Raw genomic sequence first — 25,636 nt, 5'->3', positions numbered from 1 at the left:
CGGGGATGACGAATTTACTTCAGCTGGCAGATGTCCAGCACGTTCATGTCGGTATAGTCGAGATTCTCGCCGCCCATCGCCCAGATGAAGGCATAGCTTTTCGTGCCCGAGCCCATGTGCACCGACCAGGGCGGGGAGATGACCGCTTCCTCATTCTCGATGACGATATGACGCATGGCGTCCGGCTCGCCCATATAGTGGAAGACGCGGTCGCCGCCGGCCAAGTCGAAATAGAGATAGATTTCGCTGCGGCGGTCGTGGAGATGCGGGGGCATGGTGTTCCACACGCTGCCGGTTTCGAGGACGGTGAGGCCCATCAGGAGCTGGGCGCTTTCGCACACGCCGGGGATGACGAGCTGGTAGATGGTGCGGTGGTTGGAGTTGGCGAGGTCGCCACGTTCCAGCGGGTTCGCTTCGGCCAGCGTGACCTTCCTGATCGGGCAGGATTTGTGCGCGGGGAGCGAGGCGATGTAAAAACGCGCTGCGGCGCCTTCGAAGAGGACCTCCTTCGATCCCATGGGGATGTAGAGGCATTCCTTGTTGCCGATCTCATGACGCACACCGTCGACGCTGATCGCGCCGGGGCCGCCGATATTCACCACGCCCGCTTCGCGGCGTTCGAGGAAAGGGTGGCCCGCCGCCGAGGCCGGTTCGGTCTGGTCGGGCAGCTTGAGGCTGCCGCCGGCGGGGACCGCGCCGCCGATCACGAAGCGCTCATTATGCGAATAGTTGAGGACGACCTGCCCCTCCACGAACATGCCGCCAACCAGATAGCGGTCCCTCAAGGACTCATTGTCCACGCACTCCATCATCTCCGGATGCGTCGCGTGATAGGTCTTCTCGAACACAGGGAATCTCCATGCAGGGGCTTTTGCTGGGGGCACCATATCTGGACACCGGTGTCAAGGGTAATCGGGATCAGGACGATGGAGGCGCGACCGAACCACGGCGGATCAGGATGGAATTGAAGAGGTACGGCTCGCTGACTTCCGACTCCTCGCCAATGGCCGTGCCAATCAGCTTGAGCGCGGCAGCGCGCCCCATGGCCGCGATGGGCCAGCGCACGGTCGTCAATGGCGGCCATACGCGCGTGGTAAGCGGCGTATCATCGAAACCGATGATCGAAAGCTGTTCGGGCACATCCATGCCCCGCAACCGCGCCGCATAGAGAACGCCTGCCGCCATTTCGTCATTGCAGGCGAAGATCGCGGTCGGAGGCGGGGAGAGGGCGAAGAGATTTTCCGAGGCGGCAATGCCCGATTCGAACGTATATTGCCCGTCCGCGACGAAGCTGCGGGGAAGGCTGATCCCCGCTTCGGCCAGGGCCATTTCGAAACCCTCGCGCCTTTCCTTGGCCGACCGGAAGCCATGGGGCCCCGCGATGAGGCCGATGCGATGATGGCCCTGCCCGATCAGATGGCGAACCGCCTCGGCAGCGGCATCCCGGTCGTTCGAGGCGACCATATGTTCCGCATCGTCAAGCAGGGCAGACCCCATCCGGACATAACGGCATCCCGCCTCATCCAGCAATTGCGGCAGCATGTCATTTTCGGAAAGCGGTGGAAGAACGATGACGCCGAACAGCCGCTGGCGCGTCACGAAGCTCAAAATATCCTCCATGACGGAACCGGAGCCGCGATCGACCGGCCGCACGACCAGTTCGAATTCCGTGCCATGCAAGGCTTCCAATATGCCCTTCTGCATGCTGAGCACCATCTGGGCATTGGGATTGTCGAACACCAGGCCGATCAGGAAATTCCGGCCCAGGGCAAGGGCGCGCGCCTGTGGATTGGGGACATAGCCCGTGTCCGCGATGATCTTTTCGACCTTGTCCCGCGTCTCCTGATTGAGCAGGGGGGAGCGGTTTATGACGCGGCTGACCGTCTTCTTCGAAACACCAGCCATCCGCGCGATGTCATTGATCGTGAGCTTCGCGGAAGCGCCCTCGTCCTGATGTCCTTTAGCCATGCGCACTATATAGCGCAGAATGCCGAGGGTGCCAGACGCGATATGGATGCATGAAAGTGCACCGATGGCGCTATTGACACCGGTTACTCTTGAGTGCATCCAGGCAGGATCAATCGAGAGGATCGTTGTGACCGTATCGTCCCCCGCCGCCATTGCGCATGCCTTCGTGAACGCCAGGCGACTGGCAGTGGCTCTGCCGGACTATCCTGGACCCATTCCGCAGACGCTGGATGAAGCCTATGCGATTCAGGACGCCGCGATGCATCTGGTCGACGCAGCGGTTGGGGGCTGGAAGGTGGGCCGGATTCAGCCACCCCTGTCTGATCGATACGGCGTCGACCGGCTGGCAGGTCCTATTTTCGCGCCCACCATCAAGATCGTGGACGATCAGGCGGAAGGTTTGATCTTCCCGCAAGGCTTCGGCGCGGCGGAGGCGGAATTTCTCGTACGGATCGGGAAAACCCCGGACCCGGCAAAGTCGCGTTATTCCTTGGAGGAAGCGGCCGAACACATTGGCGCGGTTCATATCGGACTGGAAATCGCCAGTTCTCCACTGGGCGCCATCAATGATCTGGGTCCGGCAGTCACCATTTCCGACTTCGGGAACAATAATGGACTGTTGATCGGGGCGGAGATCGCGGATTGGCGTTCACTGGCATTTGCCGATCAACAGGTGTCGCTTGCAGTCGATGGTGCGATCGCGGGGGCCGGCCGGGCTGCCAGTTTCCCCGACGGTCCAATAGGTTCTGTTCGTTTCCTTCTGGAAAATCTTGCGGCAAGAAATATTCTGCTGCAATCTGGCGCTTGGATATCCACTGGAGCGGTAACCGGTGTCCATAAAGTAAGCGTGGGGCAGCATGTCGTTGCCGATTTCGGTGCCCTGGGGTCGGTCCGATGCCGCATAGAACCGCAACAGCCGCAATAATAATCCGCCGGAGAAGATGCAATGAACGAGGCTGGAGAGGTGACGGGACGAATGGCCGGGCGATATCGCTGGGTCATCGTGGCACTCTTGTTTGCGGCGACGGCCATCAACTATGTCGACCGTCAGATGATCGGCGTACTGAAACCCACGCTGGCGAAAGACATGAACTGGTCGGAAACGGACTATGCCAATATCGTCTTCTGGTTCCAGGCTGCTTATGCGGTAGGTTATCTGAGCTTTGGCCGGATCGTCGACGCCATCGGCGCGCGGCTGGGCTATGCGGTAGCGGTGACGATCTGGACAGTGGCCCACGTCGCCCATGGCGGCGTGCATGGCGTCATGCAGTTCGCGCTGGCCCGTTTCGGCCTGGGCATCGGGGAGTCCGGCAACTTTCCGGCGGGCATCAAGGCAGTCACTGAGTGGTTTCCGCAAAAGGAACGCGCCTTCGCGATCGGCCTGTTCAATGCGGGCGCCAATGTGGGTGCCATCGTGACGCCGCTGCTCGTGCCATGGCTTACCATCACCTATGGCTGGCGCATGGCGTTCATCGTCACGGGAATCTTCGGTGTCCTGTGGCTCGCCGCCTGGCTGATCATCTATCGTTCTCCGTCAGAGCATGAACGCGTCTCCGCAAGCGAACTTGCCTATATCCAGCAGGACCCCGCCGATCCCATAGTGCCCATTGGATGGCGCAGGCTGATCGCCGTCAGGGAATGCTGGGCCTATGCGGTCGGCAAATTCTGCATCGATCCGATCTGGTGGTTCTTCCTATTCTGGCTGCCCGGCTATCTGGGCGAACGCTATGGACTGGATCTGTTGAGCTTCGGGCCGCCGCTGGTGGCGATCTACCTGCTGTCCGATGTCGGCAGCGTCGTGGGCGGCTGGATGTCGGGACGCCTCATGAACGGGGGCATGAGCGTGAACGCGGCGCGCAAGATCACCATGTTGATCTGCGCCTTTGCCGTGCTGCCGGTCTGCTTTGCCCAGTCGATCGACAATCTGTGGGTGGCGGTGCTGGTGATCGGCATTGCAACCGCCGCGCATCAGGCCTTTTCCGCCAATCTCTACACGCTGCCGTCGGACATGTTCCCGCGTGCGGCCGTGGGATCGGTGGTCGGCATCGGGGGAACCGCCGGCGCCGTCGGCGGCATGCTGATGGCGAAATATGCGGGCTATATCCTGGACAGCATCGGCAGCTACGCCCCGCTCTTCATCGTGGCGGGCCTGGCCTACTTCCTGGCCTTGCTGGCGGTGCACCTGCTGTCCCCGCGTCTGGCGCGTGTGTCGATCGAACGCGCCTGATACGACATTTTCCAATCGACAAGGGAACAGAACGCATGGATTTGAACCGGCGTGAGGCTTTTGGCGCGGCATTGGCCGGCACGGCATGGGTGGCGCTGCCCGATGCCGCGATGGCAGCCGGAACGTTGCGCGACGCGAAGGACTGGAAGCGCGGTTTCGACCATCAGCGCACCGCTGATCTGGGCGACGGAACTTTCCTCAATCCCGTCCTGTCCGGCGACCGCGCCGATCCCGCCATCCTGAAGGATGGTGAGGATTATTACATGACCTTTTCCAGCTTCGACGCCTATCCCGGCCTCACCATCTGGCACAGCCGCGATCTGGTGAACTGGCAGCCGCGCGAGGCGGCGTTGCGGAAGAATATCGGTTCGGTCTGGGCGGTGAGCCTGGAAAAGCATGAGGGCCGCTATTTCCTGTACATTCCGGTCAAGGCGGACCCCAATGGCACCCATGTCATCTGGGCCGACCATATTGATGGGCCGTGGAGCGATCCCATTCCGCTGGGGCTGCCCGATCATATCGATCCCTGCCATGCGGTGGGAGAAGATGGGTCGCGCTGGCTCTTCCTGTCGGGCGGCGACCGCATCCGGCTGGCGGATGACGGCCTGTCCACCGTGGGGGAGGTCGAGCATGTCTACGACCCCTGGCATTATCCCGATGATTGGGATGTGGAGGGGTTTTCCCCTGAAGGCCCCAAGATTTTTCGTCATGGCGGCTGGTTCTACATGATCACGGCAGTCGGCGGCACCGCGGGTCCGCCGACTGGCCATATGGTCATCGCCGCCCGATCCAAATCGATTCACGGCCCTTGGGAGAATTGCCCGCATAATCCGATCGTGCGGACCACCGACATAGCGGAGAAATGGTGGTCGCGCGGCCACGCCTCTCTGGTCGAGGCGCCCGATGGCAGTTGGTGGTCGGTCTATCATGGCTATGAAAATGGCTATTGGACATTGGGTCGGCAGACCTTGCTCGATCCGATCGAATGGACCGGCGACGGCTGGTTCCACGTGACCGGCGGCGATCTGTCACGGCCGATCCGCAAGCCGCGCGGCGGCAAGGCGCTGCCGCATGGGCAGGCGCTGTCCGACCGGTTCGACCGGCCGCTGGCGCTGGGCCGCAAATGGAATTTCTTCAAGCCCCACCCTGATGAGCCGTCGCGGATTCAGGTCGAGGATGGCAGTCTGCTGCTCAAGGCGTCGGGCAAGGCGCCGAGCGATTCCGCGCCCTTGCTGCTGACGGCGGGCGATCAGGCCTATCAGTTCGAATGCGATATCGAGATCGCGCCGGGCGGGGTCGCGGGACTGCTGCTCTTTTATGACGAAAAGCTGTATTGCGGGTTGGGCTTCGATGAGCAGCATTTCGTCACCCATCAATATGGCATCGAGCGGGGACGGCCGGCCAATCCGCATGGACGACGGCTACGCATGCGGGTGACCAACAATCGCCACATCGTCTCCTTCCATATTTCGGGTGATGGTGGGAAGAGTTGGCGACGGTTCGACCGGGGCATGGAAGTGTCCGGCTATCATCATAATGTCCGGGGCGGGTTTCTTTGCCTGAAGCCGGGCCTCTATTCGGCTGGCGAGGGCGCGGCCCGGTTCAGGGATTTCCGCTTTACGGCCTTGTGAAGAAGCACGATACCGACTCTTCTTCCGATATCATAACCCTAGGCAGAATGACACTCCATCGCAGGTGAATCGCTCCTTCTGCACGGAATTTCCGTCACTTTCCGGGCCAGACGGCGAGCGTCGTTTCCACCAGTTGCTCCAGCTTCTCGCGTGGGGTTCCGGCGCTGGCCTGTACGGCCATGCCCTGCGTGATGGCGGAGAGATAGGTGACAAGCGACTGCGGATCGATCGTTTTGGGGAAATCGCCCTCGGCGCGGGCGCGATCGAAGCGCTCGGCCAGCGCCGCATCGGAAGAGGCTCGCCGGGCGATCACATCATCGCGGATCGATTCCGCCTGAGTGGTGCAGGCAACCGTGCTGATGACGCCCAGGCAGCCATGAGGATCGGTCGTGCCGGTCTGAATCGCCAACGATCCGCGCAGCAGCCGTTCGGCGACGCCTTTGGCCGTGGGCGCCTCCAGCGCGGTCTTGATGTAGCAGAGCTTTTCGCGCTCATAGAGGTCCAGCGCCTTGCGGAACAGTGATTCCTTGTTGCCGAAACAGGCATAAAGGCTTGGCTTGGTGATCCCCATGGCCTCGGTCAATTCGGCCATGGAGGCGCCTTCATAGCCACGCCGCCAGAAAACGGTCAGCGCGGCGCTCAGCGCTTTTTCGGGATCGAACTCCCGCGGGCGGCCCCTTGCCGTATGCGTCCGCGTTTCCATACCGAGCGGTATATAGTGAGCCGATGCCCTGACGTCCATAGCCGGTTTCATGCCGGGCCGGTTTGTCCTATCAGGCACGGGCCATGCAGACCCGCCTTCTTCAATATTTCATCGCCCTGGAAAGGGAGGGGCATTTCGCGCGGGCGGCGGCGGCTTGCCATGTGTCGCAGCCGACGCTGTCAGCGGGGATTTCCGCGTTGGAAACGCAACTGGGCAAGCGGCTGATCCTGCGCAACCGACGCTATGCCGGATTGACGGAGGAGGGGAGGGCGATCCTGCCCTGGGCACGGCAACTGGTCGCGGCGGCGGACAATCTGATGCAGGCGGCGGCAGTGGCCAAGGGGCCGTTGCAGGGCGAATTGCGGCTGGGAGCCATCCCGGCCGCCATGCCGGCCATCGGATTTCTGGCGAAGGCTCTGCTGGAGCGGCATCCGGGCCTCATCATCTCCGTGCGGGCGCTGACGTCGCGTCAGATCGAACGGGAGCTGGCGGCGTTCGAGCTGGATGCGGGCCTAACCTATCTGGATTTCGAGCCACCATCCCATGCGCTGGCCGTGCCGCTTTATGTCGAACGCTACATGCTGGTGGCGGCACAGGGCGTGCTGGATGAAAAGCGGGCGCTGGAATGGGAGGATGTGGCGGGGTTGCCGTTGTGCCTGCTGCATCAGGGGATGCAGAACCGGCGGATATTGGACGCGCGACTGGGGGAACGCGGGCTGGCATTGCGGCCGGTGGTGACGGCGGACAGCTATGTCGCGCTGTTCGCGCTGGTGCGGCAGGGCCGGCTTTGTTCGATCGTGCCGGATAGTCATGCAATGCTGCTGGATGGGCTGGATTGGGTGCGGACCTTTGCCCTGCCTGATGCCGATGAGGGAAGCCGGATAGGCGTGATCGTTTCGGATCGCGCACCGCTGGGGCCGCTGGCTCAGGCGGTGCTGGCGGTGGCGCGGGATATTTCCGGGCGGCTCGGGGACTGACCGCTTTCCACCCTAATCCCGGCCGCTCCCTTCTTCGCTGAGCACGATCGCATCGATGCGCCGAAGCATGGATCGGAAGGCATCGATCTCCGCTTCGCTGAAATGGGAGAAGATGCGCCTTTCCAGTTCCAGAGCGCGAGGCGCAATGGCAGCGTGGAGCTGCTGCCCCTCCGCCGTAAGCGCCAGCAGATGGGATCGGCCGTCCTCCGGATTGGGCAGGCGATGCAGCAACGCCCGGTCCGTCAGGGCGATGGCAGCGCGGCTGACCGTCATCTTGTCCATGCGGGTCTGGGCGCAGATCTGCTGCTGGGTGATGCTGCCCTTTTCCGCGATCCAGGCGATGATGCGCCATTCCGGGATGGTGATGCCGAATGACGCTTCATAATTTTGGGCGATGCCCTCGCTAAGAAGCGCGGTGGTGAAGGACAGACGATAGGGGAGGAAATCGTCGAGGCGGAGCATCTTTTTGGCCATGGTTTATGGTAACATTTGATACTTCATGCGCAAGCTGCTAATTAGTAACAATTGATACCTTTTGGAGTCGCGCAAGATGAAAGAAGCCGAACGGCAAAGCGCCGCCTTCATGGCGGGATTCGGCAATCATTTCGCGACGGAGGCGGTGGCGGGCGCGCTGCCGGCAGGGCGCAACTCACCGCAGCATGTGCCTTTCGGCCTCTATGCCGAGCAGCTTTCCGGAACGGCCTTCACCGCGCCGCGCGGAGAGAACCGGCGGAGCTGGCTGTACCGATTGCGACCGGCAGCCAATCATCCGGCCTATCGCCCCTATGAGCGCGAGACGGGATTGCGCAGCGGCCCCTTTGACGAAGTGCCGCCGACGCCCAACCGGCTGCGCTGGGACCCGCTGCCGATCCCCGAACGGCCGGCGGATTTCGTGGATGGGCTGACCAGCTATTGCGGGGCGGGCGATCCGGCGGCGGGGGAGGGGCTGGCCGTCCATCTCTATGCCGCGAACCGATCGATGGAAAGGCGGGCTTTTTATAATGCCGATGGCGAAATGCTGATCGTGCCGCAGCAGGGCGCCTTGCGGATCGTCACGGAAATGGGCGTGATGGCGGTCGGGCCGGAGCAGATCGCGCTGATCCCGCGCGGCGTGCGTTTCAAGGTGGAACTGCCAGACGGAACGGCGCGGGGCTATGTCTGCGAAAATTATGGCGCCTTGTTCCGTCTGCCCGATCTGGGACCGATCGGTTCCAACGGGCTCGCCAATGCGCGCGATTTCGAAACGCCTGTGGCCTGGTTCGAGGATGACGATTCGGCCCATGAGATCATCCAGAAATTCGCTGGATGCCTGTGGGTGACGCATCAGGACCATTCGCCCTTCGACGTGGTGGCATGGCATGGCAATCTGGCGCCCTGTCGCTACGATCTGCGACGGTTCAACACGATCAACACGGTCAGTTACGATCATCCCGATCCGTCGATCTTCACCGTGCTGACCTCTCCCAGCGAACGGGCAGGGACGGCCAATTGCGACTTCGTGATCTTTCCGCCTCGCTGGATGGTGGCGGAGGATACGTTCCGCCCCCCCTGGTTCCACCGCAATGTGATGAGCGAGTTCATGGGCCTTGTTCACGGGGCCTATGATGCCAAGGCGGGTGGTTTCGCGCCGGGCGGGGCGTCGTTGCACAACTGCATGGCGGGGCATGGGCCGGACAGGGCCAGTTACGAGGGCGCGGTGGCGGCCGAGTTGAAGCCTCATCGGATTTCGGACACCATGGCCTTTATGTTCGAGAGCCGTTTCGCCTTTCATCCGACCCGGTTCGCGATGGAAACGCCGCTTTGCCAGCTGGATTACGACGATTGCTGGTCGGATTTCACGAAGGCGCAATTACCGCAAGGGGATGGGGCATGAACTTTCCGCAGATTGACGAAACCCATGATCCGGCGCGGTCGAGCTGGGTCGAACGCGCCGATGGTCATTCAGACTTTCCGGTGCAGAACCTGCCTTACGGGATTTTCTCGCCGCAGGGCGGGGCGCCCCGCGCGGGCGTGGCGATCGGGACCATGATCTTCGACCTCAGGGCCGCGGCGGAGGCGGGATTGCTGCCTGCTCCTGCAGCCGCCGTGCTGGACGGAACGGTGTTGAACCCCCTGATGGCGCTGCCTTCGGCAGACCGGGTGGCACTGCGACGCCGGCTGAGCGAACTGTTCAGCGATGCGAGGTGGCGAGGCGCGGTCGAACCCTTGCTGCATCGGGCGGCGGATTGCGTGCCGCACCTGCCGGCTGCGATCGGCGATTATACCGATTTCTACGTCGGCATTCATCATGCCACCAATATCGGTAAGCTGTTCCGGCCTGATAACCCGTTGCTGCCCAATTATAAATATGTGCCGATCGGCTATCATGGGCGGGCTTCGTCGATCCGGCCTTCCGGCGTGCCGGTCTTGCGACCCCAGGGTCAGCGCAAGGCCCCCGATGCGGATATGCCGGAGGTCGGGCCGAGCCAGCGGCTGGATTATGAACTGGAGCTGGGAATCTGGATCGGCGCGGGCAACGCCCTGGGCGAGCCCGTGCCGATCGGCAGGGCTGCGGAGCATATTGCGGGCTTCTGTTTGCTCAACGACTGGTCGGCACGGGACTTTCAGGCGTGGGAATATGTGCCGCTGGGCCCGTTTCTCGCCAAGAATTTCCAGACGACCATTTCCCCCTGGATAGTGACCGCCGAGGCGATGGCGCCGTTCCGCATCGCTCAGCCCGGGCGTCCGGAGGGCGATCCACGGCCCTTGCCCTATTTGTGGGACGAAGGGGATCAGGCGAAGGGGGCGCTGGCGATCGACCTGGAGGTCCATCTGTCGAGCGCACGGATGCGCGCCGAGGGATTGGAGCCGCTGCGGCTGTCACGCGGGCCGGCTTCGTCCATGTACTGGACCGCGCAGCAGATCGTCGCCCACCATGCGTCCAATGGCTGCAACCTCAATCCGGGCGATCTGCTGGGAACGGGCACGCTATCGGCGCCCAAGCGCGACGGCTATGGCAGTTTGATGGAGTTGACCGAAGGGGGCAAGCGCCGGATCAGCTTGCCGACGGGCGAGGAAAGGGCATTTCTGGAAGATGGCGACGAACTGGCGCTGAAGGCGGTCGCGCGAGCGGACGGCTATGTGCCGATCGGCTTTGGCGAGTGCCGTGCCGTCATCCAGCCTGCACGGTTTCTGCACGGCATCCGCGCGGACAATTGATCGGCAATAGTCGCTTTCCTGCTTGGGACGGAGGCATCCTGCCCCCTCATTCAGGGAGACAGACCGATGCATTCCTTCCCCTTGGCGGGCCGGTTCCGATGGAAGCTGGCGCCTGCTTCATTCGTCGTCGGCATGGGCGATTGGTTTTTCTATCAACGGCATCTTTATGGCGGCTTCATAGGGTTGTTCGCGCTGGGTTTGCTGGCCGCGCTGCTCGCCGGGCGCCCGGCGGTGCGTCACGACCGGCGGGCCTGGGCGGCACTGGTGGCGGCGGGGCTGTTCGCGCTGGCGCTGATCCATGATGCGAGCCTGCTTGCCTGGGGGCTGTTCTGGATAGCCGTGAGCATGGCGGCGCTGATGCCCGCGACCGCGCGTTTCGATGATGGCTGGCGATGGTTCCAGCGACTGGCCTGGCAAAGCATATGGTCGCCATTTGGTCCCTTGATTGACCTGCGACGCTTCCTGAAGGTTCGCGCGGCCGGGCGGTCCGGACGCTGGAGCCTGAATGCGGCGGTGGCGGTGCTGGCGCTGCCCCTGATCGGGAGCGCGGTGATCCTGGCCTTGTTTTCGGCCGCCAATCCGCTGTTCGAACTTTTCCTCTCATCGCTGCTGCCGCCGTTATTGTCGCCGGAACTGATCGGACGCGCGTTCCTCTGGAGCCTGCTGTTCCTCATGGCGTGGAGCCTGCTGCGGCCGTGCCCGGCACGTCGCCTGCTGCCGACTTTCGACGGGCGAGGCGAGCTTCGCCTTCCCGGCGTGTCGGTCGCTTCGGTTACGCTGTCGCTGTTGGTCTTCAATCTGATCTTCGTTCTGCAAAATCTGATGGACATTGCCTGGCTGTGGGGACTGGTGCCGATGCCGAAGGGCATGTCGATGGCGGATTATGCCCATCGCGGGGCCTATCCGCTGATCGCCACGGCATTACTGGCGGCGCTGTTCGTACTGGTGACCTTGCGACCCGGATCGCTGACGGCGCGGACGGGGACCATCCGCAGACTGGTGATGCTGTGGATCGGGCAGAATATCTTCCTTGTCGCCTCGTCCATGCTGCGGACGGTCGATTATATCCAGGCCTATTCGCTCACCCGCCTGCGGATCGCGGCTCTGGTCTGGATGCTGCTGGTGGCTTTCGGGCTGGCGGCGATCTGCTGGCGGTTGTTGCGCGAGCGAAGCGCGGCCTGGCTGATCAACGTCAATCTGGCGGCGACGGGGCTGGTGCTGACGATTGCCTGTTTCGTCGATCTGGGCGCGGTCGCCGCGCAGTGGAATGTGCGCCATGCGCGCGAGGTTGGCGGACAGGGGGTGGCGCTCGACCTTTGCTATCTGAATGCATTGGGGGATTCGGCCCTGCTGCCGCTGATCGATCTGGAACGGCGCGCTGACCTTCGCCCGGAATTTCGCGAGCGGGTACGGGCAGTCAGGTCGCGGCTTCACCGCGCGCTGCAACAGGATCAGCAACATGGCTGGACCTTGTTGGGACAGAAGCGACTTGATCTGGCGGGACGCAAGCCCGTGGCGCTGGCGTCCGGCGCAAGGGGGTGCGATGGCGCCTTGCGACCGCCGCCGCCAGTGTCCGCGGCGCCGCCACCGATAAAATCCGTCGATCCCAAGGCTGTCCGCGCGTTGACAGGGGAGATCGGAAAATGATCCTATGCCCCATGCCCAGCACCATCCTGATCGTGGACGATGATCCCCATATCCGCCAGTTGCTTGTCTTTGCCTTCGGCAAGGCAGGACTGGACACGATCGAGGCGGCCGACGGCGAACAGGCATTGGCGCAGGTCGAGCGTCATGCGCCCGACCTCGTCATCCTGGACATCAACATGCCGCGCATGGATGGGCTGGAAGTTTGCCGCAGGCTGCGCGCCCATAATGATGTGCCGATCTTCTTCCTGTCCTCCCGCGATGATGAGATCGATCGGGTGCTGGGCATTGAACTGGGCGGCGACGATTATGTGGTGAAGCCCTTTTCCCCGCGCGAGGTGGTGGCGCGATCGATGGCCATCCTGCGCCGCACTGCCGCCCGGCCGCCCATAGTGGAGAATGTCGGCATGATGCGCCATGGCCTGCTCAGCCTCGACACCGAAAGCTGGTCGGCGCATTGGGGGACGCAGGAGATCGGCCTGACGGTGACGGAGTTCACGATATTGCGGACGCTGCTCGCCATGCCATCCCGCATCTTTTCGCGGGATCAGATCATCGACCGCTTCCGGGGGCCGGGATTTGCGTTGACCGATCGTACGGTGGACAGCCATATCCGCAACCTCCGCCGCAAATTCGCCGAGGCGGGCGGCATCGACATCATCGAAACGCGGGCCGGGATCGGTTATCGGCTAGGCGCGTGCAGCGGCATGGCCCAGACCCCATGAAAATTTTGCTCCCGTGAATTTTACCCGCATGATCCCGGTTCTGAAGGCGCGGATAGCCCGGTATTGGCCGGTCCTGCGGCTGCGTACGATCCTGTTCGGGACGCTGCTGTTCGTGGCGGCGCTGCCGGGGTTCGGCGCGATCTTCCTGCGCGTCTATGAAAATGCGCTGGTGCGGCGGACCGAGGCGGAACTGGTCGCGCAGGGGGCGGCGCTGGCCGCAAGCACGGCGGTGATCTGGAAGGGGCCTTTCGTGGCGCTGGTCGGGCCGACTGGCGCGGTTCGCTATCATGACCGGATGACGGAGGTGGACCTGCGCTCCTCCCCGATCCTGCCGCCACGTCCGCCCGCCGCGTTGACGCGCGACCGGCCCGATGACGCCGCGATCGCCATCGCCCGGCAAATGATGCCTGCCTTTGCCGAAACCAGGCTGACCACCTTGTCCTCCATCCTGATGCTCGACCGGCATGGCATCACGCTGAATGGCCGGGAAGCGGGGCGAAGCCTGGCCGCCTTGCCGGAGATCAAGGCGGCGCTGCGTGGCCGGGCGGTGACCGTTCTGCGGGAAAATCAGGGCTATGTTGTCCACTATTCGTTCGAATGGCTGAGCCGGGCGGCGAGTATCCGGCTGCATCATGCACGGCCGATCCGCGTCGACGGGAAAGTGGTCGGCGTGCTGCTGGTGTCGCGCTCGCCCCGCGCGCTATTCCTGGGCCTTTATGAGGACAGGGGCAAGATCGCGCTGGGCGTGGTGGCGATCTTCCTGTTACTGGTGCTCCTGTCGGCCGTGCTGTCCCGCGCCATCGTCCGGCCGATCGAGGGGCTGAGCCGCGCGACGCGGGAACTGGCGTCGGGGCGCCTGATCGCGCCGCGCTTTCCCTCCCTCCAGGTGGTGGAGATCCGGGCGCTCTACCAGGATTTCGAACAGATGGCCGACAGCATCCAGAAGCGTTCCCGCTATCTGCGCGATTTCGCCTCCTCGGTCAGCCATGAGTTCAAGACGCCGCTGGCCGGGATTTCCGGCGCGATCGAGCTGTTGCAGGACCATGGCGCCGACATGGCGCCCGCCGACCGGGCGCGGTTCCTGGACAATATGGCGGCGGATGCCGAGCGACTGTCCCGGCTGGTGCGACGGCTGATGGAACTGGCCCGGGCTGACGTGATGGTGGGTGGAAGCGACGCGCGCGCCGAAGCCGGGCCGGTGTTGGCATCGCTGGCGGACGCTTTGTCGGGTGAGGGCTTCGTCGTCGACCTGCATGTGCCTGAAGCACTCCCCCCGCTGGCAATGGATGCCGGAGCGCTGGAGGCCGTGCTGACCACGATCGCCGAAAATGCGCGGCAGGCGCGGGCGTCACGGCTCGACATCGTCGTCACGACGCACGATGGCGTCCTATGGGTCGATCTTCTCGATAATGGGCCGGGCATTCCGCAGGGGGACAGGGACCGCATCTTCGATCTCTTCTTCACCAGCAGGCGGGAACAGGGTGGCACCGGCCTTGGCCTGGCCATAGCCCGTTCGCTGCTCGCTGCTTACCGCGGCGAGCTTCAGCTGCTTCCGTCGGAGCGGGGCGCTCGATTCCGCCTTATTCTGGGCACGGCATTTTGAAATGCCGATCTCAGTTCTCAGTTGGAGTAAACCTTGATGTCCTTCACGATCATGTCACCCGAGCCATCGGCATATTCGCCGGTGGTTTTAACCGCCACGTCCATGATCGGATACCAGCGGAAGCCGGCGAAGGGATTGACGGCCTGATAGGTTTCCTTCCCATCGATGAACCAGGTGATATAGTCTGGCTGTATGTCGATCGCAAAGCGGTGAAATCCTGAGGTGAAGCCGCCAATGCCATAGATTTCGTCGGTATTCATGAAGATGCCTTGCTGAAAGGTGCGGGTGATATTGGCGCCGCCGTGCAGCGTATTGGCGGTATAGCGGTCGAAATCCCACCAGCTTTCGAAACCGAACCCCTCATAAATGTCGATCTCGGGTGGCCAGCCGGACGTCGAGATCAGCCAGAAAGCCGGCCAGGAGCCCCGGCGGTTCGGCATTCTGGCAGTGAACTCATATTGACCATAGCCGATTTGCAAAGGCCTGGTGTTATGTCCGCTCAGCACGACCGATCCGTAATCATAGCCGACGCCGTCCCAATAGATGGGCTCCTTCAGCTTCTGCGTGTGCATGACGAGTCCTTCGTCAGTGTAGCGCAGCGGCGCTTCTATGCCCTGGTCGCGATAAACCCAGCCGTCGAGATAAATGCCGGTTTCCTGATTGCCCGGTTGTGAGCGGCCATTGGGGAGTTTGGTGGACCAGGCTTTGTCATGGCCTGCATCGGACCATTTCATCGTGTCCCGGCTCATATTCCACTGGAGCCTGCCGGAAGGTTCGAACGTCCGTGGCTCGCGCCCTTCGATCTGTTCCGTCGTGGGGGGCTGAAGAAAGTCGCACTGCACCATCGCGCGATCCGTTCCCATTTTGCCGCCCCATGGCGCCTCGACAAAACGAACGATGAAGTCGGCCTGCGGAATGCCCAGAATGATCGGTACGGAAACCGTTTTCGTGAGCGGATCGCCCGGACGGAAGACAACCGACTTGTAGATGCTCTGATAGTTTATGCCCGCAACCCCTCTGACAAGACCGGGACCATCTTCTGTCGTGACCCGCGCGATCAGGGTGTTGGGCGTGGGCCGGTCGAGCGATATCGGAACATAGGCGATCGTCGAACCGGGACGATAAAAGGCTGGTCCAATCGATGCGGTGGCCTGTTCGGGATATCGCGTGCCGCCCGCGAAGTCGAAACTCGCAAATGTGGTCGGCGGTGAGGCGGCATAGGCAAGCGCGGAGGCTGTAGTCGCCATCTGCGTCAGCGTGCCTGCTTCCGTCGATGAACGATTGGCTGAACTGCCGGCGCCTCCATTGGCGGGGAGGAAGGTGGCGGGATTGCTGCTGCCAGGAGTGGTCCACAGGTCTGGCAGTGGCCTGGCGTATGAGCTGCCGGAAGATGGGTTCGCCACGCTGTTGAAAAAGCCGGTCGTCGCGATGGTGGGACTTTCCCCCCCGCCCTTTGCCGCTGTCGTCGACGGGACGATGTTGCGCTCGATCTCAGCCGTGGAGGAAAAGCCCCACTCACTCAGGCCGAATATGAGCGCGCAAAGCAACAGGGCGCTCGCAAGCGAGCGCAGACGAAAAATATGCATGGTCCGACCCCTGTTATTGAGCGGCTGCTCTGCCGCCGTGTGTGACCTCCTTTACCGACAACAGATCAGGGTCGCCGGCCTGTCAGGCGGAGCAGCCGTTGCCGCTCCGCTGCATGTCAGCTACCCAAAGGAGGATTTGTTCCACATGTCATTGATAAAATGCCAATTTTATGGAAAAGTCTGGATCGGGCCATCAGCCGCGACCGCCGATCGAAAATTCCGACAATATCTGCACAAGCGCGTGGATGCTTACGTCACCCTTTTCCAGGGTGTCGTTCAAAGACCGATCCACGATTTCCGCGACGAATTGGGATGGTCCGGTATAGGCAAGTGACCAGGTGACGAAGAAGCGGTGGGAATATGCGCCCGATGCGATCGTCCTGACATCTTCGTGCCGCGGGTCCCGCAGGATGCTCGCCCTGAGTTCATCGATCGCCGACGGTTCGCCTTCCAGATATTGCGCGAAACGGCGACCGGTAAACAACAGGGCGCCCGTAACGTTCAGCGCACGATTGCGGGGAACCGACACATTGACGATTTGCTGGATACGCTCCTCTATATCGGCGGCCTTCAGACGGTTCGTGCTGATATAAGCCCATCGCGCAAGCATAGGGGCATGATGCCGGTTGCCAGGAATAAAGTAAAGGCGAGGCGCATGAGTGGGGACTGTACTGCGCCTCGCCACGATCACAACCGACCTCGGGGGAGGTTCGGTTACCAGCAATTTAACGGAATCAGGGTTAACATCGTCATTCATCCGGATACCGTAGTGCTACTATATTCATGGATAACCTCTGGGTAAGAAACGGCTTTTATGGGATTCATGTATCCACGGGAAAATTTGTATGACCGACCAAGTAAACGAGCGCCCGGACACCGATGGCGGGATCGTGAACAAGCGCCGTCATCCGCGGCAAACCGTATTCAAGTCCGCGCTTCTCTATGCAGCCGTTGAAGAGGCGACCCTGTCCGTCGAGAATGTTTCGCACACTGGACTGAGCGGTCGCTGCGCCCTGTCGCTGGGGTTGCATCAGCAGGTTCATGTGAGTTTCGATGAAACCAGCTTCCGCACGGCCGAGGTCCGATGGGTCAATGGTTCCAGATGCGGCCTTCTTCTGGAGGAATCATTGCCCTGGGTCCCCGGCGCAGAGCCCGACGCGACCATCAGGTCCCGTGGATATGAACCGCGCAGCCAGCGATTGGACGTGAACTTCTCCGCGACGTTGGTCACATCGACACCCGTGATCATCGGCACGATCCGCAACATGTCGCTCGAAGGGATGATGATCGAGGTGGCGGGCGGCATGAGCGAAGGCACCCGCCTGCTTGTGAAGACCCGCGGTGTAGATGTACGGATGGGTCGGGTACAATGGTCAAGCGGCGGAATGATAGGGGTCTTTTTCGAGCCTCGCCGCATCACGATGGTATGACATTGGCGGGAAGAAAAAGATCGGGTGCGAAACCATTGAGCGCCCGGGGCGTTGGGCGAAGAAAGGTGGCGGCTTGGGCAGTTGGTCATGAATTCTGGATGTCCGGTTTATATCGTCGACGATGACCGCAAAACGCGCCAATATCTGGTGCGGCTTCTGCGCGAACATGGATTTGAGCCAACCCCCTTTGCTTCCGGAAGCGATTTCATCGAAGCGCTCGATTTTCTGACGCCAGGTATTGCCCTGCTGGAACTGCGTCTTGCGGGTATTGGCGGCATGGCCGTTCAGGAAGAACTCCTCGCCCGGCGATTGGACGTGCCCCTGATCGTGATGACGGCATCAGGCGACATTTCAACGGCGGTGCATGTCATCAAACGAGGCGCGTTGGATTTTCTGGAGAAGCCCTTTTCCGATGGGCAGCTTTTCGACATGCTGGCCAACGCCCGGCCGCTGATGGAGCGAAGCGTGGAAATCCAGCGGCAAAGGGAGAGAGCCAAAATTCATCTGGACAGCCTCACGAAAAGGGAATTGGACATCTTGCGGGCGCTTTCTGCCCGATCCACCAATCGTGATGTGGCGGACGCCCTTCATACGAACTGTCGAGATGCACCGTGCTCACATCAAGAAGAAGTTCGGAGTAAAGAATTTCTCTGAAGTAATCGAGGTCATGTCCGACCTTGGGTTTAGGTAAATAACAGGATGATCTGAATTTCAGTCTGCCGTCATTCCATTTGTATCGGATTGATAATGACAAAATTTGATACTCCCGGCTCTTCATTGGAGCATGGGATTGTCAGGAAAAAATGGACAGATCTGAGGGATTCATCTCGCAATGATGCCTTGCCTTCCTTCAGGCCATGGTTAACGCCTAATAAATCAAAATCGAACCCTATATTTTTTGATGAATATAATGAATATTACATTTCAAGAAAACAATGTGAGATAATTATCAATAAATATAAGAAAATTTCAGATAATGAGCAAAATATTGAAGAAAAATCAAATATAGAATATTTTTGCTGATCTTATCACTTCAATTTCCCTGGCGGGGTGGGCCGAGTGAATTACGAGATCGATTTGCATTCATAATCGTCGACCCCAAAGCTTGATCGGCAGGCTCGCGTCCTGGCCAGCCCGGAGGCTGCGCACAATCTTGATAGAGAGTTTCTATTAAACATGCGGGGCTTCGATTTGACGAAGGCCTTTGCGAAGCGCAGCATGACGCGGAACAGAGCCTCGGAAGAATGAAGCAGATGCAAAAGGGTGACGCCGTCAGCGATACGGCACGGTTGATCGAGGATTGGACGAGCGCGCATGGCCGGTCACGGGATCGGCTGCTGCCCCTTTTGCACATGCTCCAGGAGGAGATAGGCTCTGTCGATGACGCTGCGATTCCGGAAATCGCCAAGGCGTTGAATTTGAGCCGTGCCGACGTGCATGGGGTCGTGACCTTCTACCATGATTTCCGACGGGTGCAGGCAGGACGGCATGTGGTGAAGCTGTGCCGGGCGGAAAGCTGTCAGGCACGCGGCGGCGCTGCGATCGAAACGGCCGCGGCGGCACGGCTGGGCGTTGCCATGGGGGAAACCCGACGCGACGGGCAGATAACGCTGGAGCCGGTTTACTGCCTGGGACTGTGTGCCGTGGGACCGAATGCGCTGGTCGATGGGCGGCCCGTGGCGCGGATCGATGCCGCCGCGCTGGAGCGGATCGCGCAGGAGGTTTCGGCATGACCCGGGTTCATGTCAGCCGCGACATGGCTTCAGTTGCTCTGGGCGCCGATGAGGTGGCGCGGGCTTTCGAGCTGACGGGGTGCGAAGTGGTGCGGACCGGGAGCCGGGGGCTGTTTTCGATCGAGCCTCTGGTCGAGGTGGAGCGTGACGGCGCGCGGATCGGTTTCGGGCCGATAGGGCCGGGCGATGTCGCGGCGGTGTTGGATGGGAGCCATGCGGCGCGGCTGGGGGATGTGACGGCGCTACCCTTCTTTGCGGGGCAGCAGCGCTTCACCTTTGCGCGCTGCGGGGAGATCGATCCGCTCAGTCTGGAGGATTATGCCACGCATGGCGGCTGGCGCGGGCTGGATGCGGCGCGGGCCATGGCGCCGCAGGCGGTGGTGGATGCGGTCAAGGTTTCAGGCCTGCGCGGACGTGGCGGGGCGGGCTTTCCAACCGGGATCAAGTGGCAGACGGTGCTGGATGCCTCATCCGAAGCGAAGTTCATCGTCTGCAATGCAGATGAGGGCGACAGCGGAACCTTCGCCGACCGGATGCTGATGGAGGGCGATCCCTTCTGTTTGATCGAGGGGATGGCGATCGCCGGTCATGCCGTGGGGGCGAGCCATGGCTATGTCTATATTCGCAGCGAATATCCCTTCGCCATCGCAGCCATGCAGGAGGCGATCGCGCTTTCGGTCGAGCGGATCGCTCCCTTCACGCTGGAGGTGCGGGTCGGCGCGGGCGCCTATGTCTGCGGCGAGGAAACGGCGCTGCTCGACAGCATCGAAGGGAAGCGGGGGCAGGTGCGGGCGAAACCGCCTTTGCCGGCGCTCTACGGCTTGTTCGGACAGCCGACCGTGATCAACAATGTGCTGAGTCTGGCGGCCGTTCCCTTCATATTGGCGGAAGGGGCGGAGGCTTATGCCGCGGTCGGTTTCGGGCGGTCGCGCGGGACCATGCCGGTACAGCTGGCGGGCAATGTGAAGCATGGCGGGCTGTATGAGATCGGTTTCGGCATTACGCTGGGCGAGCTGGTGAATGACATTGGCGGTGGCACGGCCAGCGGACGACCGGTGCGGGCGGTGCAGGTTGGTGGGCCTTTGGGGGCCTATTTCCCGCCCTCCATGTTCGACCTGCCCTTTGACTATGAGGCCTTCGCGCAGGCGGGCGGGTTGATCGGCCATGCCGGGATCACCGTGTTCGACGATAGCGTCGACATGGCGCATATGGCGCGCTTCGCAATGGAGTTCTGTTCCGTAGAGAGCTGCGGGAAATGCACGCCTTGCCGGATCGGGTCGACACGGGGCGTCGAGGTGATGGATCGGATCATCGCGGCTCGGGATGCCGATCCGGTGGCGGTGGAAGCGGCTGTCGGCGGTCATCTGGGCAAAGCGCTGTATTCGCGGTCACCCGAGCGGATAGACAACGGGCTGAAGGCTCAGACGGAGCTGCTGCGCGATCTGTGCGACACGATGAAATATGGATCGCTCTGCGCGCTGGGCGGCTTCACGCCTTATCCGGTGTTGAGCGCGCTCGATCATTTTCCCGAGGATTTCGGCGCAGCCGCGTCGGTGAAGGAAGCTGCGGAATGACTTACACGCGCGAAAGCGATCATGGGACGCCGCCGGCTATCGTCACCGGCAAGAGCGTGACCCTCAGCATCGATGGCGAGACGGTGACGATGCCGGAGGGCACGTCGATCATGCGGGCGGCGTCGCTGACCGGCTGTTCGATCCCGAAGCTGTGCGCGACCGATAATGTCGAGAGTTTCGGTTCCTGCCGTCTCTGTCTGGTCGAGGTGGAGGGGCGGGGCGGCTATCCCGCCTCCTGCACCACGCCGATTGCCGAGGGCATGGTGGTGCGGACGCAGAGCGAGCGATTGAAACAGCTGCGGCGCGGGGTGATGGAGCTGTATATCTCCGACCATCCACTGGACTGCCTGACCTGCCCGGCCAATGGCGATTGCGAATTGCAGGAGCAGGCGGGCGCTGTGGGCTTGCGCGAGGTGCGCTATGGCTATGACGGCGCGACCAATATGGGGCAGGCGAAGGACCAGTCGAACCCCTATTTCGACTTCGATCCCAGCAAGTGCATCGTCTGTTCGCGTTGTGTGCGCGCTTGCGATGAGGTGCAGGGGACGTTCGCGCTGACCATCGAGGGGCGGGGGTTCGACTCCAGGGTTTCGCCATCGCAGGGTCAGGATTTCCTGTCGTCCGAATGCGTGTCCTGCGGTGCCTGCGTGCAGGCCTGTCCGACCGCGACGCTGACCGAGAAGAAGGTGGTGGAGATCGGCACCCCGGACCGGTCGATCATCACCACCTGCGCCTATTGCGGGGTTGGCTGTACTTTCCGCGCGGAAATGCGGGGCGAGGAACTGGTGCGCATGGTGCCGTGGAAGGACGGCAAGGCCAATCGCGGGCATAGCTGCGTCAAGGGCCGCTTCGCCTGGGGCTATGCCCAGCATCGCGACCGCATATTGAACCCGATGATCCGTGCTTCGGTGGAAGATCCGTGGCGCGAAGTGTCGTGGGAGGAGGCGATTACCCACACCGCCAGCGAGTTCCGGCGGATTCAGGCGAAATATGGGACGCGGAGCATTGGCGGGATCACATCCAGCCGTTGCACCAATGAGGAGACGTTCCTCGTCCAGAAACTGATCCGGCAGGGCTTCGGCAATAATAATGTCGATACCTGCGCGCGGGTTTGCCATTCACCAACCGGTTATGGGTTGAAGACGACCTTCGGCACCTCCGCGGGGACACAGGATTTCGACAGCGTGATGCAGGCCGATGTGATCCTGGTGATCGGCGCCAATCCGACCGACGGACATCCGGTCTTTGCCAGCCGGATGAAGAAGCGGTTGCGGCAGGGCGCGAAGCTGATCGTGATCGATCCGCGCCGGATCGATCTGGTGAAGTCGCCTCATGTCGAGGCAACGCATCATCTGCCGCTGCGGCCCGGCACCAATGTGGCTATGCTGACGGCGCTGGCGCATGTGATCGTGATGGAGAAGCTCTATGATGAGGCCTTCATTCGCGACCGCTGTGATGGGCAAGAATTTGAGGACTGGGCAGCGTTCGTTTCCGAACCACAGCGTTCGCCCGAAGCCGTCGAGCCGCTGACCGGCGTGAAGGCGGAGGAAGTGCGTGCGGCGGCGCGGCTCTATGCGACCGGTGGTAACGGCGCGATTTATTATGGCCTGGGCGTGACCGAGCATAGCCAGGGCAGCTCGACCGTCATGGCGATCGCCAATCTCGCCATGGCGACCGGCAATATCGGACGCGAGGGCGTCGGCGTGAACCCGTTGCGCGGGCAGAATAATGTGCAGGGCGCCTGTGACATGGGCAGCTTCCCCCATGAATTTTCGGGCTATCGCCATGTGTCGGACGATGCGGTGCGCAGTCAGTTCGAACAGGCATGGGGCGTGACGCTGGATGCGGAGCCGGGCCTGCGCATCCCCAACATGCTCGACGCCGCGACGGACGGTACGTTCAAGGGCATCTTCATCCAGGGTGAGGATATCCTCCAGTCCGATCCAAATACCCATCATGTCGCGGCGGGCCTTGCCGCGATGGAATGCGTCGTCGTGCAGGACCTGTTCCTCAACGAAACCGCCAATTACGCCCATGTCTTCCTGCCGGGATCGACCTTCCTGGAGAAGGACGGGACCTTCACCAATGCCGAGCGGCGCATCCAGCGTGTGCGCAAGGTGATGGCGCCGCTCAACGGCTATGCCGATTGGGAGATTGTCCAGCTGGTCGCGCAGGCCATGGGGCTGGGTTGGTCCTATGGTCATCCATCCGAGATCATGGATGAGATCGCCGCGCTGACCCCGACCTTCGCGGGCGTGCATTATGACCGGCTGGAGGCGGAAGGATCGTTGCAATGGCCCGCCAATGACGCCGCGCCGGACGGGACGCCCACCATGCACATCGGCGGCTTCGTGCGGGGCAAGGGCAAGTTCGTCGTCACCGACTATGTGCCGACCGACGAGAAGACGGGGCCGCGCTTCCCGCTGTTACTGACGACCGGGCGCATCCTCAGCCAATATAATGTCGGCGCGCAGACGCGGCGGACAGCGAATGAGGCCTGGCATGCCGAGGATCGGCTGGAAATCCATCCGGCCGACGCGGAAAACCGGGGGATCAATGACGGCGACTGGGTGTCGCTCAAGAGCCGGGCCGGTGAAACAAGCCTGCGCGCGCTGATCACGGAGCGGGTCGCGCCCGGCGTGGTCTACACCACCTTCCACCACCCCGATACGCAGGCCAATGTCATCACCACGGACTATTCGGACTGGGCCACCAACTGCCCCGAATATAAGGTGACGGCGGTGCAGGTCATGCCCTCCAACGGACCGAGCGACTGGCAGCGGGACTATGCGACGCAAGCGCAGCACAGCAGGCGGATTGCGCCTTTGGAAGCTGCCGAATAGGATCGGGTACATGAGTGATGAAAATGAGGTCATGTCGACCCAGGACCGCCTGATCTACATGGCGAACCAGATCGCCCGCAATGTCGCGGCGCTGGGCGAGGATGAGGCCGTGGCGCTGACGGCGGAGCATATCCGCGATTTCTGGGACCCGGCGATGAAGAAACGCATCGGCGCGCTGGCGGCGGCACGGCCAGAGGCACTCTCTCCCATCGCCGCTGCCGCCATCAAGCGGATTGTCACCCCTTGAGCGATGTACCGGAAGGCGAACATGTCTTCACGCAGCTGACGCCGGAAGGGCGCGTGACGGCGGTGACGCGCGAGCTGGCCGAAGAAGTGCCGATCGCGATCGAGTATAACGGCATCGGTTATGCAGTATTGATGGCGACGCCAGCGGACGTGGCGGAACTCGTGCTGGGCTTCGCGCTGGCGGAGCGCCTGATCGGACCGGAGGATGCGCCCTTTGACGTCGACGTGCATGCGACGGAGCAGGGGGTCATTGCCAGGGCGACCCTGCCGGCGGAACGGACGGAGGCCTTGTTGAGCCGGGTGCGGCATCGGGCTTCGGAATCCTCCTGCGGGATTTGCGGCGTGGAGAATCTGGAACAGGCTATCCGCCCCCTTCCGGTTGTCACGAACCTGTCGCGCGCCGATAAGGGGGCGATCTTTCGCGCACTGGGCGGGTTGGGGCGCCATCAGCCGCTCAATGCACGCACCGGCGCGGCGCATGTGGCGGCGTTGGCGGGAGCGGACGGGACGATCCGCCTGGCGCGGGAGGATGTCGGGCGGCATAATGCCTTCGACAAGCTGATCGGCGCGATGCGGCGACAGGGGCTGGAATGGGATGGGGGTTTTGCGCTCTTGTCTTCGCGTTGCTCTTATGAATTGGTGGAAAAGGCCGTATTGGCGGACTGTCCCCTGCTGGTGACGATTTCCGCGCCGACACGGCTGGCGGTCGAAAGGGCGTCCGGTGCGGGGCTTCCCTTGGTGGCATTGGCACGCGCCGACGCGATCCTGCTGTCCGGGGATGATGTCCTTTCGGGCGATTAGCCCAGGTCGAAAATAGGGAGAGATCGATGGGCGAAGGGCTGGACACGCTTCGGCTATAGCGACAACGGCAGTGGCGCGCCGATTTCGGTGATCCGCTCTCCGTTTATGCGCACATCGGCGGCGTAGCCGGCCGCGCCCGTGCCATCGATCCCCGTGCTGTAGCGGATCGGCTGTCCGTCATTTCACTCTCCTCTCGAGGTTATTTCGCCCTGCATCTGTTTCGCCGCATGACGGCGACCGCGTCTTGGGGAAGGCTGACGCCCTCTCTTCCCGGCCCGCGAGCGGGCGGGACGCGAACTGAGATTTGGGATCATTCCATGATCCCTTTCTGGCTTGATGCGTGACCCTGCCCGATGGAGATCGGATCGACTGGATTTGTCCGGTCCGTAATCCAAATGGATGATGCATTATCCGCCTCCCCCTTGATGATCGCGGTATCGAAATCAAGGAAGAGGAGAGGGCGATGAAAGCGTCATCGCTGCATGCGGCGTGGAAGGCGGCTGCGCAATGAGTCGCGTTCCATTTGACGGAAAGGCCGTTCTGGTGACGGGCGGCGGATCGGGAATCGGCCGGGCGGCGAGCTAGCGTCTGGCCATGGAAGGGGCCCATGTCATCGTTGCCGACATTGATCCGACAGCGGCCGAACGCACTGTCGAACTGATCGCGATCCGGGGCGGCCAGGCGATCGCGGTGAAAGCCGACATCGCCAGCGAAGCCGATAACAGGGCAATGTTCGATACCGCCGAG

The 25,636-nt window shown here is 62.1% G+C and carries 23 protein-coding genes; 17 read left to right on the top strand and 6 right to left on the bottom strand.

Annotated features, from left to right (window positions below):
- Positions 1-14: 14 nt before the first annotated feature.
- A complete protein-coding gene (gene kduI, locus RUH75_RS08240) occupies positions 15-848 on the bottom strand; it encodes a 5-dehydro-4-deoxy-D-glucuronate isomerase (RefSeq protein WP_313804260.1) in 834 nt (277 codons plus the stop codon).
- Between the two features lie 70 nt (positions 849-918).
- Complete coding sequence (locus RUH75_RS08235) at positions 919-1,968, bottom strand: LacI family DNA-binding transcriptional regulator (protein WP_313804257.1); 1,050 nt, start codon at positions 1,966-1,968, stop codon at positions 919-921.
- Between the two features lie 127 nt (positions 1,969-2,095).
- Between RUH75_RS08235 and RUH75_RS08230 the strand changes: the two genes are divergently transcribed.
- The 3 genes from RUH75_RS08230 to RUH75_RS08220 are packed head-to-tail and all read left to right on the top strand — an operon-like array spanning position 2,096 to position 5,826.
- Entirely contained in the window at positions 2,096-2,893 is a 798-nt protein-coding gene (locus RUH75_RS08230; protein ID WP_313804254.1) for a fumarylacetoacetate hydrolase family protein, read from the top strand.
- A gap of 21 nt (positions 2,894-2,914) precedes the next feature.
- Positions 2,915-4,195, top strand: a complete 1,281-nt coding sequence (locus tag RUH75_RS08225; RefSeq protein WP_313804251.1) for an MFS transporter — start codon at positions 2,915-2,917, stop codon at positions 4,193-4,195.
- A 35-nt stretch (positions 4,196-4,230) separates the two neighbouring features.
- Positions 4,231-5,826 carry a family 43 glycosylhydrolase gene (locus RUH75_RS08220; RefSeq protein WP_313804248.1) on the top strand — a complete coding sequence of 532 codons (1,596 nt, stop codon included), beginning with the start codon at positions 4,231-4,233 and terminating at the stop codon, positions 5,824-5,826.
- 94 nt (positions 5,827-5,920) lie between these two features.
- On the opposite strand, the gene RUH75_RS08215 is transcribed toward RUH75_RS08220, so the two are convergent.
- A complete protein-coding gene (locus RUH75_RS08215) occupies positions 5,921-6,529 on the bottom strand; it encodes a TetR/AcrR family transcriptional regulator (protein WP_313804362.1) in 609 nt (202 codons plus the stop codon).
- A gap of 83 nt (positions 6,530-6,612) precedes the next feature.
- Here RUH75_RS08215 and RUH75_RS08210 point away from each other — a divergent pair, with 83 nt between their 5' ends.
- Positions 6,613-7,506, top strand: coding sequence for a LysR family transcriptional regulator (locus tag RUH75_RS08210; protein WP_313804245.1), 894 nt, complete (start codon positions 6,613-6,615; stop codon positions 7,504-7,506).
- 12 nt (positions 7,507-7,518) lie between these two features.
- Here the strand turns inward: RUH75_RS08210 and RUH75_RS08205 are convergent, their stop codons facing one another.
- The gene (locus RUH75_RS08205) at positions 7,519-7,980 is read right to left on the bottom strand and encodes a MarR family winged helix-turn-helix transcriptional regulator (RefSeq protein ID WP_313804242.1); all 462 of its coding nucleotides are present in this window, start codon (positions 7,978-7,980) and stop codon (positions 7,519-7,521) included.
- Between the two features lie 109 nt (positions 7,981-8,089).
- On the opposite strand from RUH75_RS08205, the gene hmgA reads away from it, so the two are divergent.
- The 5 genes from hmgA to RUH75_RS08180 all read left to right on the top strand — a co-directional run bounded on the left by hmgA (position 8,090) and on the right by RUH75_RS08180 (position 14,676).
- Entirely contained in the window at positions 8,090-9,379 is a 1,290-nt protein-coding gene (hmgA, locus tag RUH75_RS08200; RefSeq protein WP_313804359.1) for a homogentisate 1,2-dioxygenase, read from the top strand.
- On the top strand, positions 9,376-10,704 hold the full coding sequence (gene fahA, locus RUH75_RS08195) for a fumarylacetoacetase (protein ID WP_313804239.1): 1,329 nt from the start codon (positions 9,376-9,378) through the stop codon (positions 10,702-10,704). Before hmgA ends, fahA begins: the two co-directional genes overlap by 4 nt.
- Positions 10,705-10,770: 66 nt before the next feature.
- Positions 10,771-12,351, top strand: coding sequence for a DUF4173 domain-containing protein (locus RUH75_RS08190; protein WP_313804236.1), 1,581 nt, complete (start codon positions 10,771-10,773; stop codon positions 12,349-12,351).
- An 11-nt stretch (positions 12,352-12,362) separates the two neighbouring features.
- Entirely contained in the window at positions 12,363-13,073 is a 711-nt protein-coding gene (locus RUH75_RS08185; RefSeq protein ID WP_313804233.1) for a response regulator transcription factor, read from the top strand.
- Positions 13,074-13,086: 13 nt separating this feature from the next.
- Positions 13,087-14,676, top strand: coding sequence for a HAMP domain-containing sensor histidine kinase (locus tag RUH75_RS08180; RefSeq protein WP_313804230.1), 1,590 nt, complete (start codon positions 13,087-13,089; stop codon positions 14,674-14,676).
- A 17-nt stretch (positions 14,677-14,693) separates the two neighbouring features.
- Here the strand turns inward: RUH75_RS08180 and RUH75_RS08175 are convergent, their stop codons facing one another.
- Together RUH75_RS08175 and RUH75_RS08170 are read right to left on the bottom strand one after the other, a co-directional pair.
- The gene (locus RUH75_RS08175; protein WP_409592339.1) at positions 14,694-15,923 is read right to left on the bottom strand and encodes a family 16 glycosylhydrolase; all 1,230 of its coding nucleotides are present in this window, start codon (positions 15,921-15,923) and stop codon (positions 14,694-14,696) included.
- Positions 15,924-16,455: 532 nt separating this feature from the next.
- The gene (locus RUH75_RS08170) at positions 16,456-16,872 is read right to left on the bottom strand and encodes a BLUF domain-containing protein (protein ID WP_313804224.1); all 417 of its coding nucleotides are present in this window, start codon (positions 16,870-16,872) and stop codon (positions 16,456-16,458) included.
- Between the two features lie 280 nt (positions 16,873-17,152).
- Here RUH75_RS08170 and RUH75_RS08165 point away from each other — a divergent pair, with 280 nt between their 5' ends.
- From RUH75_RS08165 to fdhD, 8 genes are all read left to right on the top strand, one after another.
- Complete coding sequence (locus tag RUH75_RS08165; protein WP_313804222.1) at positions 17,153-17,692, top strand: PilZ domain-containing protein; 540 nt, start codon at positions 17,153-17,155, stop codon at positions 17,690-17,692.
- 87 nt (positions 17,693-17,779) lie between these two features.
- Positions 17,780-18,346: a response regulator gene (locus RUH75_RS08160; RefSeq protein WP_313804219.1), complete on the top strand. Its 567-nt coding sequence runs from the start codon at positions 17,780-17,782 to the stop codon at positions 18,344-18,346.
- A gap of 93 nt (positions 18,347-18,439) precedes the next feature.
- On the top strand, positions 18,440-18,715 hold the full coding sequence (locus RUH75_RS08155) for a hypothetical protein (protein ID WP_313804217.1): 276 nt from the start codon (positions 18,440-18,442) through the stop codon (positions 18,713-18,715).
- A 221-nt stretch (positions 18,716-18,936) separates the two neighbouring features.
- Positions 18,937-19,425, top strand: a complete 489-nt coding sequence (locus RUH75_RS08150; RefSeq protein WP_409592336.1) for a formate dehydrogenase subunit gamma — start codon at positions 18,937-18,939, stop codon at positions 19,423-19,425.
- Complete coding sequence (locus RUH75_RS08145; RefSeq protein ID WP_313804213.1) at positions 19,422-20,999, top strand: NADH-ubiquinone oxidoreductase-F iron-sulfur binding region domain-containing protein; 1,578 nt, start codon at positions 19,422-19,424, stop codon at positions 20,997-20,999. The genes RUH75_RS08150 and RUH75_RS08145 overlap by 4 nt, the downstream gene beginning before the upstream one ends.
- The gene (gene fdhF / locus RUH75_RS08140; RefSeq protein ID WP_313804211.1) at positions 20,996-23,842 is read left to right on the top strand and encodes a formate dehydrogenase subunit alpha; all 2,847 of its coding nucleotides are present in this window, start codon (positions 20,996-20,998) and stop codon (positions 23,840-23,842) included. The genes RUH75_RS08145 and fdhF overlap by 4 nt, the downstream gene beginning before the upstream one ends.
- A gap of 10 nt (positions 23,843-23,852) precedes the next feature.
- A complete protein-coding gene (locus RUH75_RS08135) occupies positions 23,853-24,089 on the top strand; it encodes a formate dehydrogenase subunit delta (protein ID WP_313804208.1) in 237 nt (78 codons plus the stop codon).
- Positions 24,086-24,889, top strand: a complete 804-nt coding sequence (gene fdhD, locus RUH75_RS08130; protein ID WP_313804205.1) for a formate dehydrogenase accessory sulfurtransferase FdhD — start codon at positions 24,086-24,088, stop codon at positions 24,887-24,889. The genes RUH75_RS08135 and fdhD overlap by 4 nt, the downstream gene beginning before the upstream one ends.
- Positions 24,890-25,636: the final 747 nt, after the last annotated feature.

Source organism: Sphingobium sp. (genome assembly GCF_032153725.1).
Classification (GTDB): domain Bacteria; phylum Pseudomonadota; class Alphaproteobacteria; order Sphingomonadales; family Sphingomonadaceae; genus Sphingobium.
Note: the sequence above shows the minus strand (reverse complement) of the source record. Positions and strands in the feature narration are given on the sequence as shown.

Excerpts from the sequence above, each read along its gene's own strand:
- RUH75_RS08185 (WP_313804233.1), top strand. The coding sequence starts at position 12,363 with ATGCCCAGCACCATCCTGATCGTGGACGATGATCCCCATATCCGCCAG.
- RUH75_RS08160 (WP_313804219.1), top strand. The coding sequence starts at position 17,780 with ATGAATTCTGGATGTCCGGTTTATATCGTCGACGATGACCGCAAAACG.
- fahA (WP_313804239.1), top strand. The coding sequence starts at position 9,376 with ATGAACTTTCCGCAGATTGACGAAACCCATGATCCGGCGCGGTCGAGC.
- hmgA (WP_313804359.1), top strand. The coding sequence starts at position 8,090 with ATGGCGGGATTCGGCAATCATTTCGCGACGGAGGCGGTGGCGGGCGCG.
- fdhF (WP_313804211.1), top strand. The coding sequence starts at position 20,996 with ATGACTTACACGCGCGAAAGCGATCATGGGACGCCGCCGGCTATCGTC.
- RUH75_RS08220 (WP_313804248.1), top strand. The coding sequence starts at position 4,231 with ATGGATTTGAACCGGCGTGAGGCTTTTGGCGCGGCATTGGCCGGCACG.
- RUH75_RS08190 (WP_313804236.1), top strand. The coding sequence starts at position 10,771 with ATGCATTCCTTCCCCTTGGCGGGCCGGTTCCGATGGAAGCTGGCGCCT.
- RUH75_RS08225 (WP_313804251.1), top strand. The coding sequence starts at position 2,915 with ATGAACGAGGCTGGAGAGGTGACGGGACGAATGGCCGGGCGATATCGC.
- RUH75_RS08170 (WP_313804224.1), bottom strand. The coding sequence starts at position 16,872 with ATGCTTGCGCGATGGGCTTATATCAGCACGAACCGTCTGAAGGCCGCC.
- RUH75_RS08175 (WP_409592339.1), bottom strand. The coding sequence starts at position 15,923 with ATGGCGACTACAGCCTCCGCGCTTGCCTATGCCGCCTCACCGCCGACC.
- RUH75_RS08150 (WP_409592336.1), top strand. The coding sequence starts at position 18,937 with ATGAAGCAGATGCAAAAGGGTGACGCCGTCAGCGATACGGCACGGTTG.
- RUH75_RS08210 (WP_313804245.1), top strand. The coding sequence starts at position 6,613 with ATGCAGACCCGCCTTCTTCAATATTTCATCGCCCTGGAAAGGGAGGGG.
- RUH75_RS08155 (WP_313804217.1), top strand. The coding sequence starts at position 18,440 with ATGACAAAATTTGATACTCCCGGCTCTTCATTGGAGCATGGGATTGTC.
- RUH75_RS08235 (WP_313804257.1), bottom strand. The coding sequence starts at position 1,968 with ATGGCTAAAGGACATCAGGACGAGGGCGCTTCCGCGAAGCTCACGATC.
- RUH75_RS08205 (WP_313804242.1), bottom strand. The coding sequence starts at position 7,980 with ATGGCCAAAAAGATGCTCCGCCTCGACGATTTCCTCCCCTATCGTCTG.
- RUH75_RS08135 (WP_313804208.1), top strand. The coding sequence starts at position 23,853 with ATGAGTGATGAAAATGAGGTCATGTCGACCCAGGACCGCCTGATCTAC.
- RUH75_RS08215 (WP_313804362.1), bottom strand. The coding sequence starts at position 6,529 with ATGGAAACGCGGACGCATACGGCAAGGGGCCGCCCGCGGGAGTTCGAT.
- RUH75_RS08145 (WP_313804213.1), top strand. The coding sequence starts at position 19,422 with ATGACCCGGGTTCATGTCAGCCGCGACATGGCTTCAGTTGCTCTGGGC.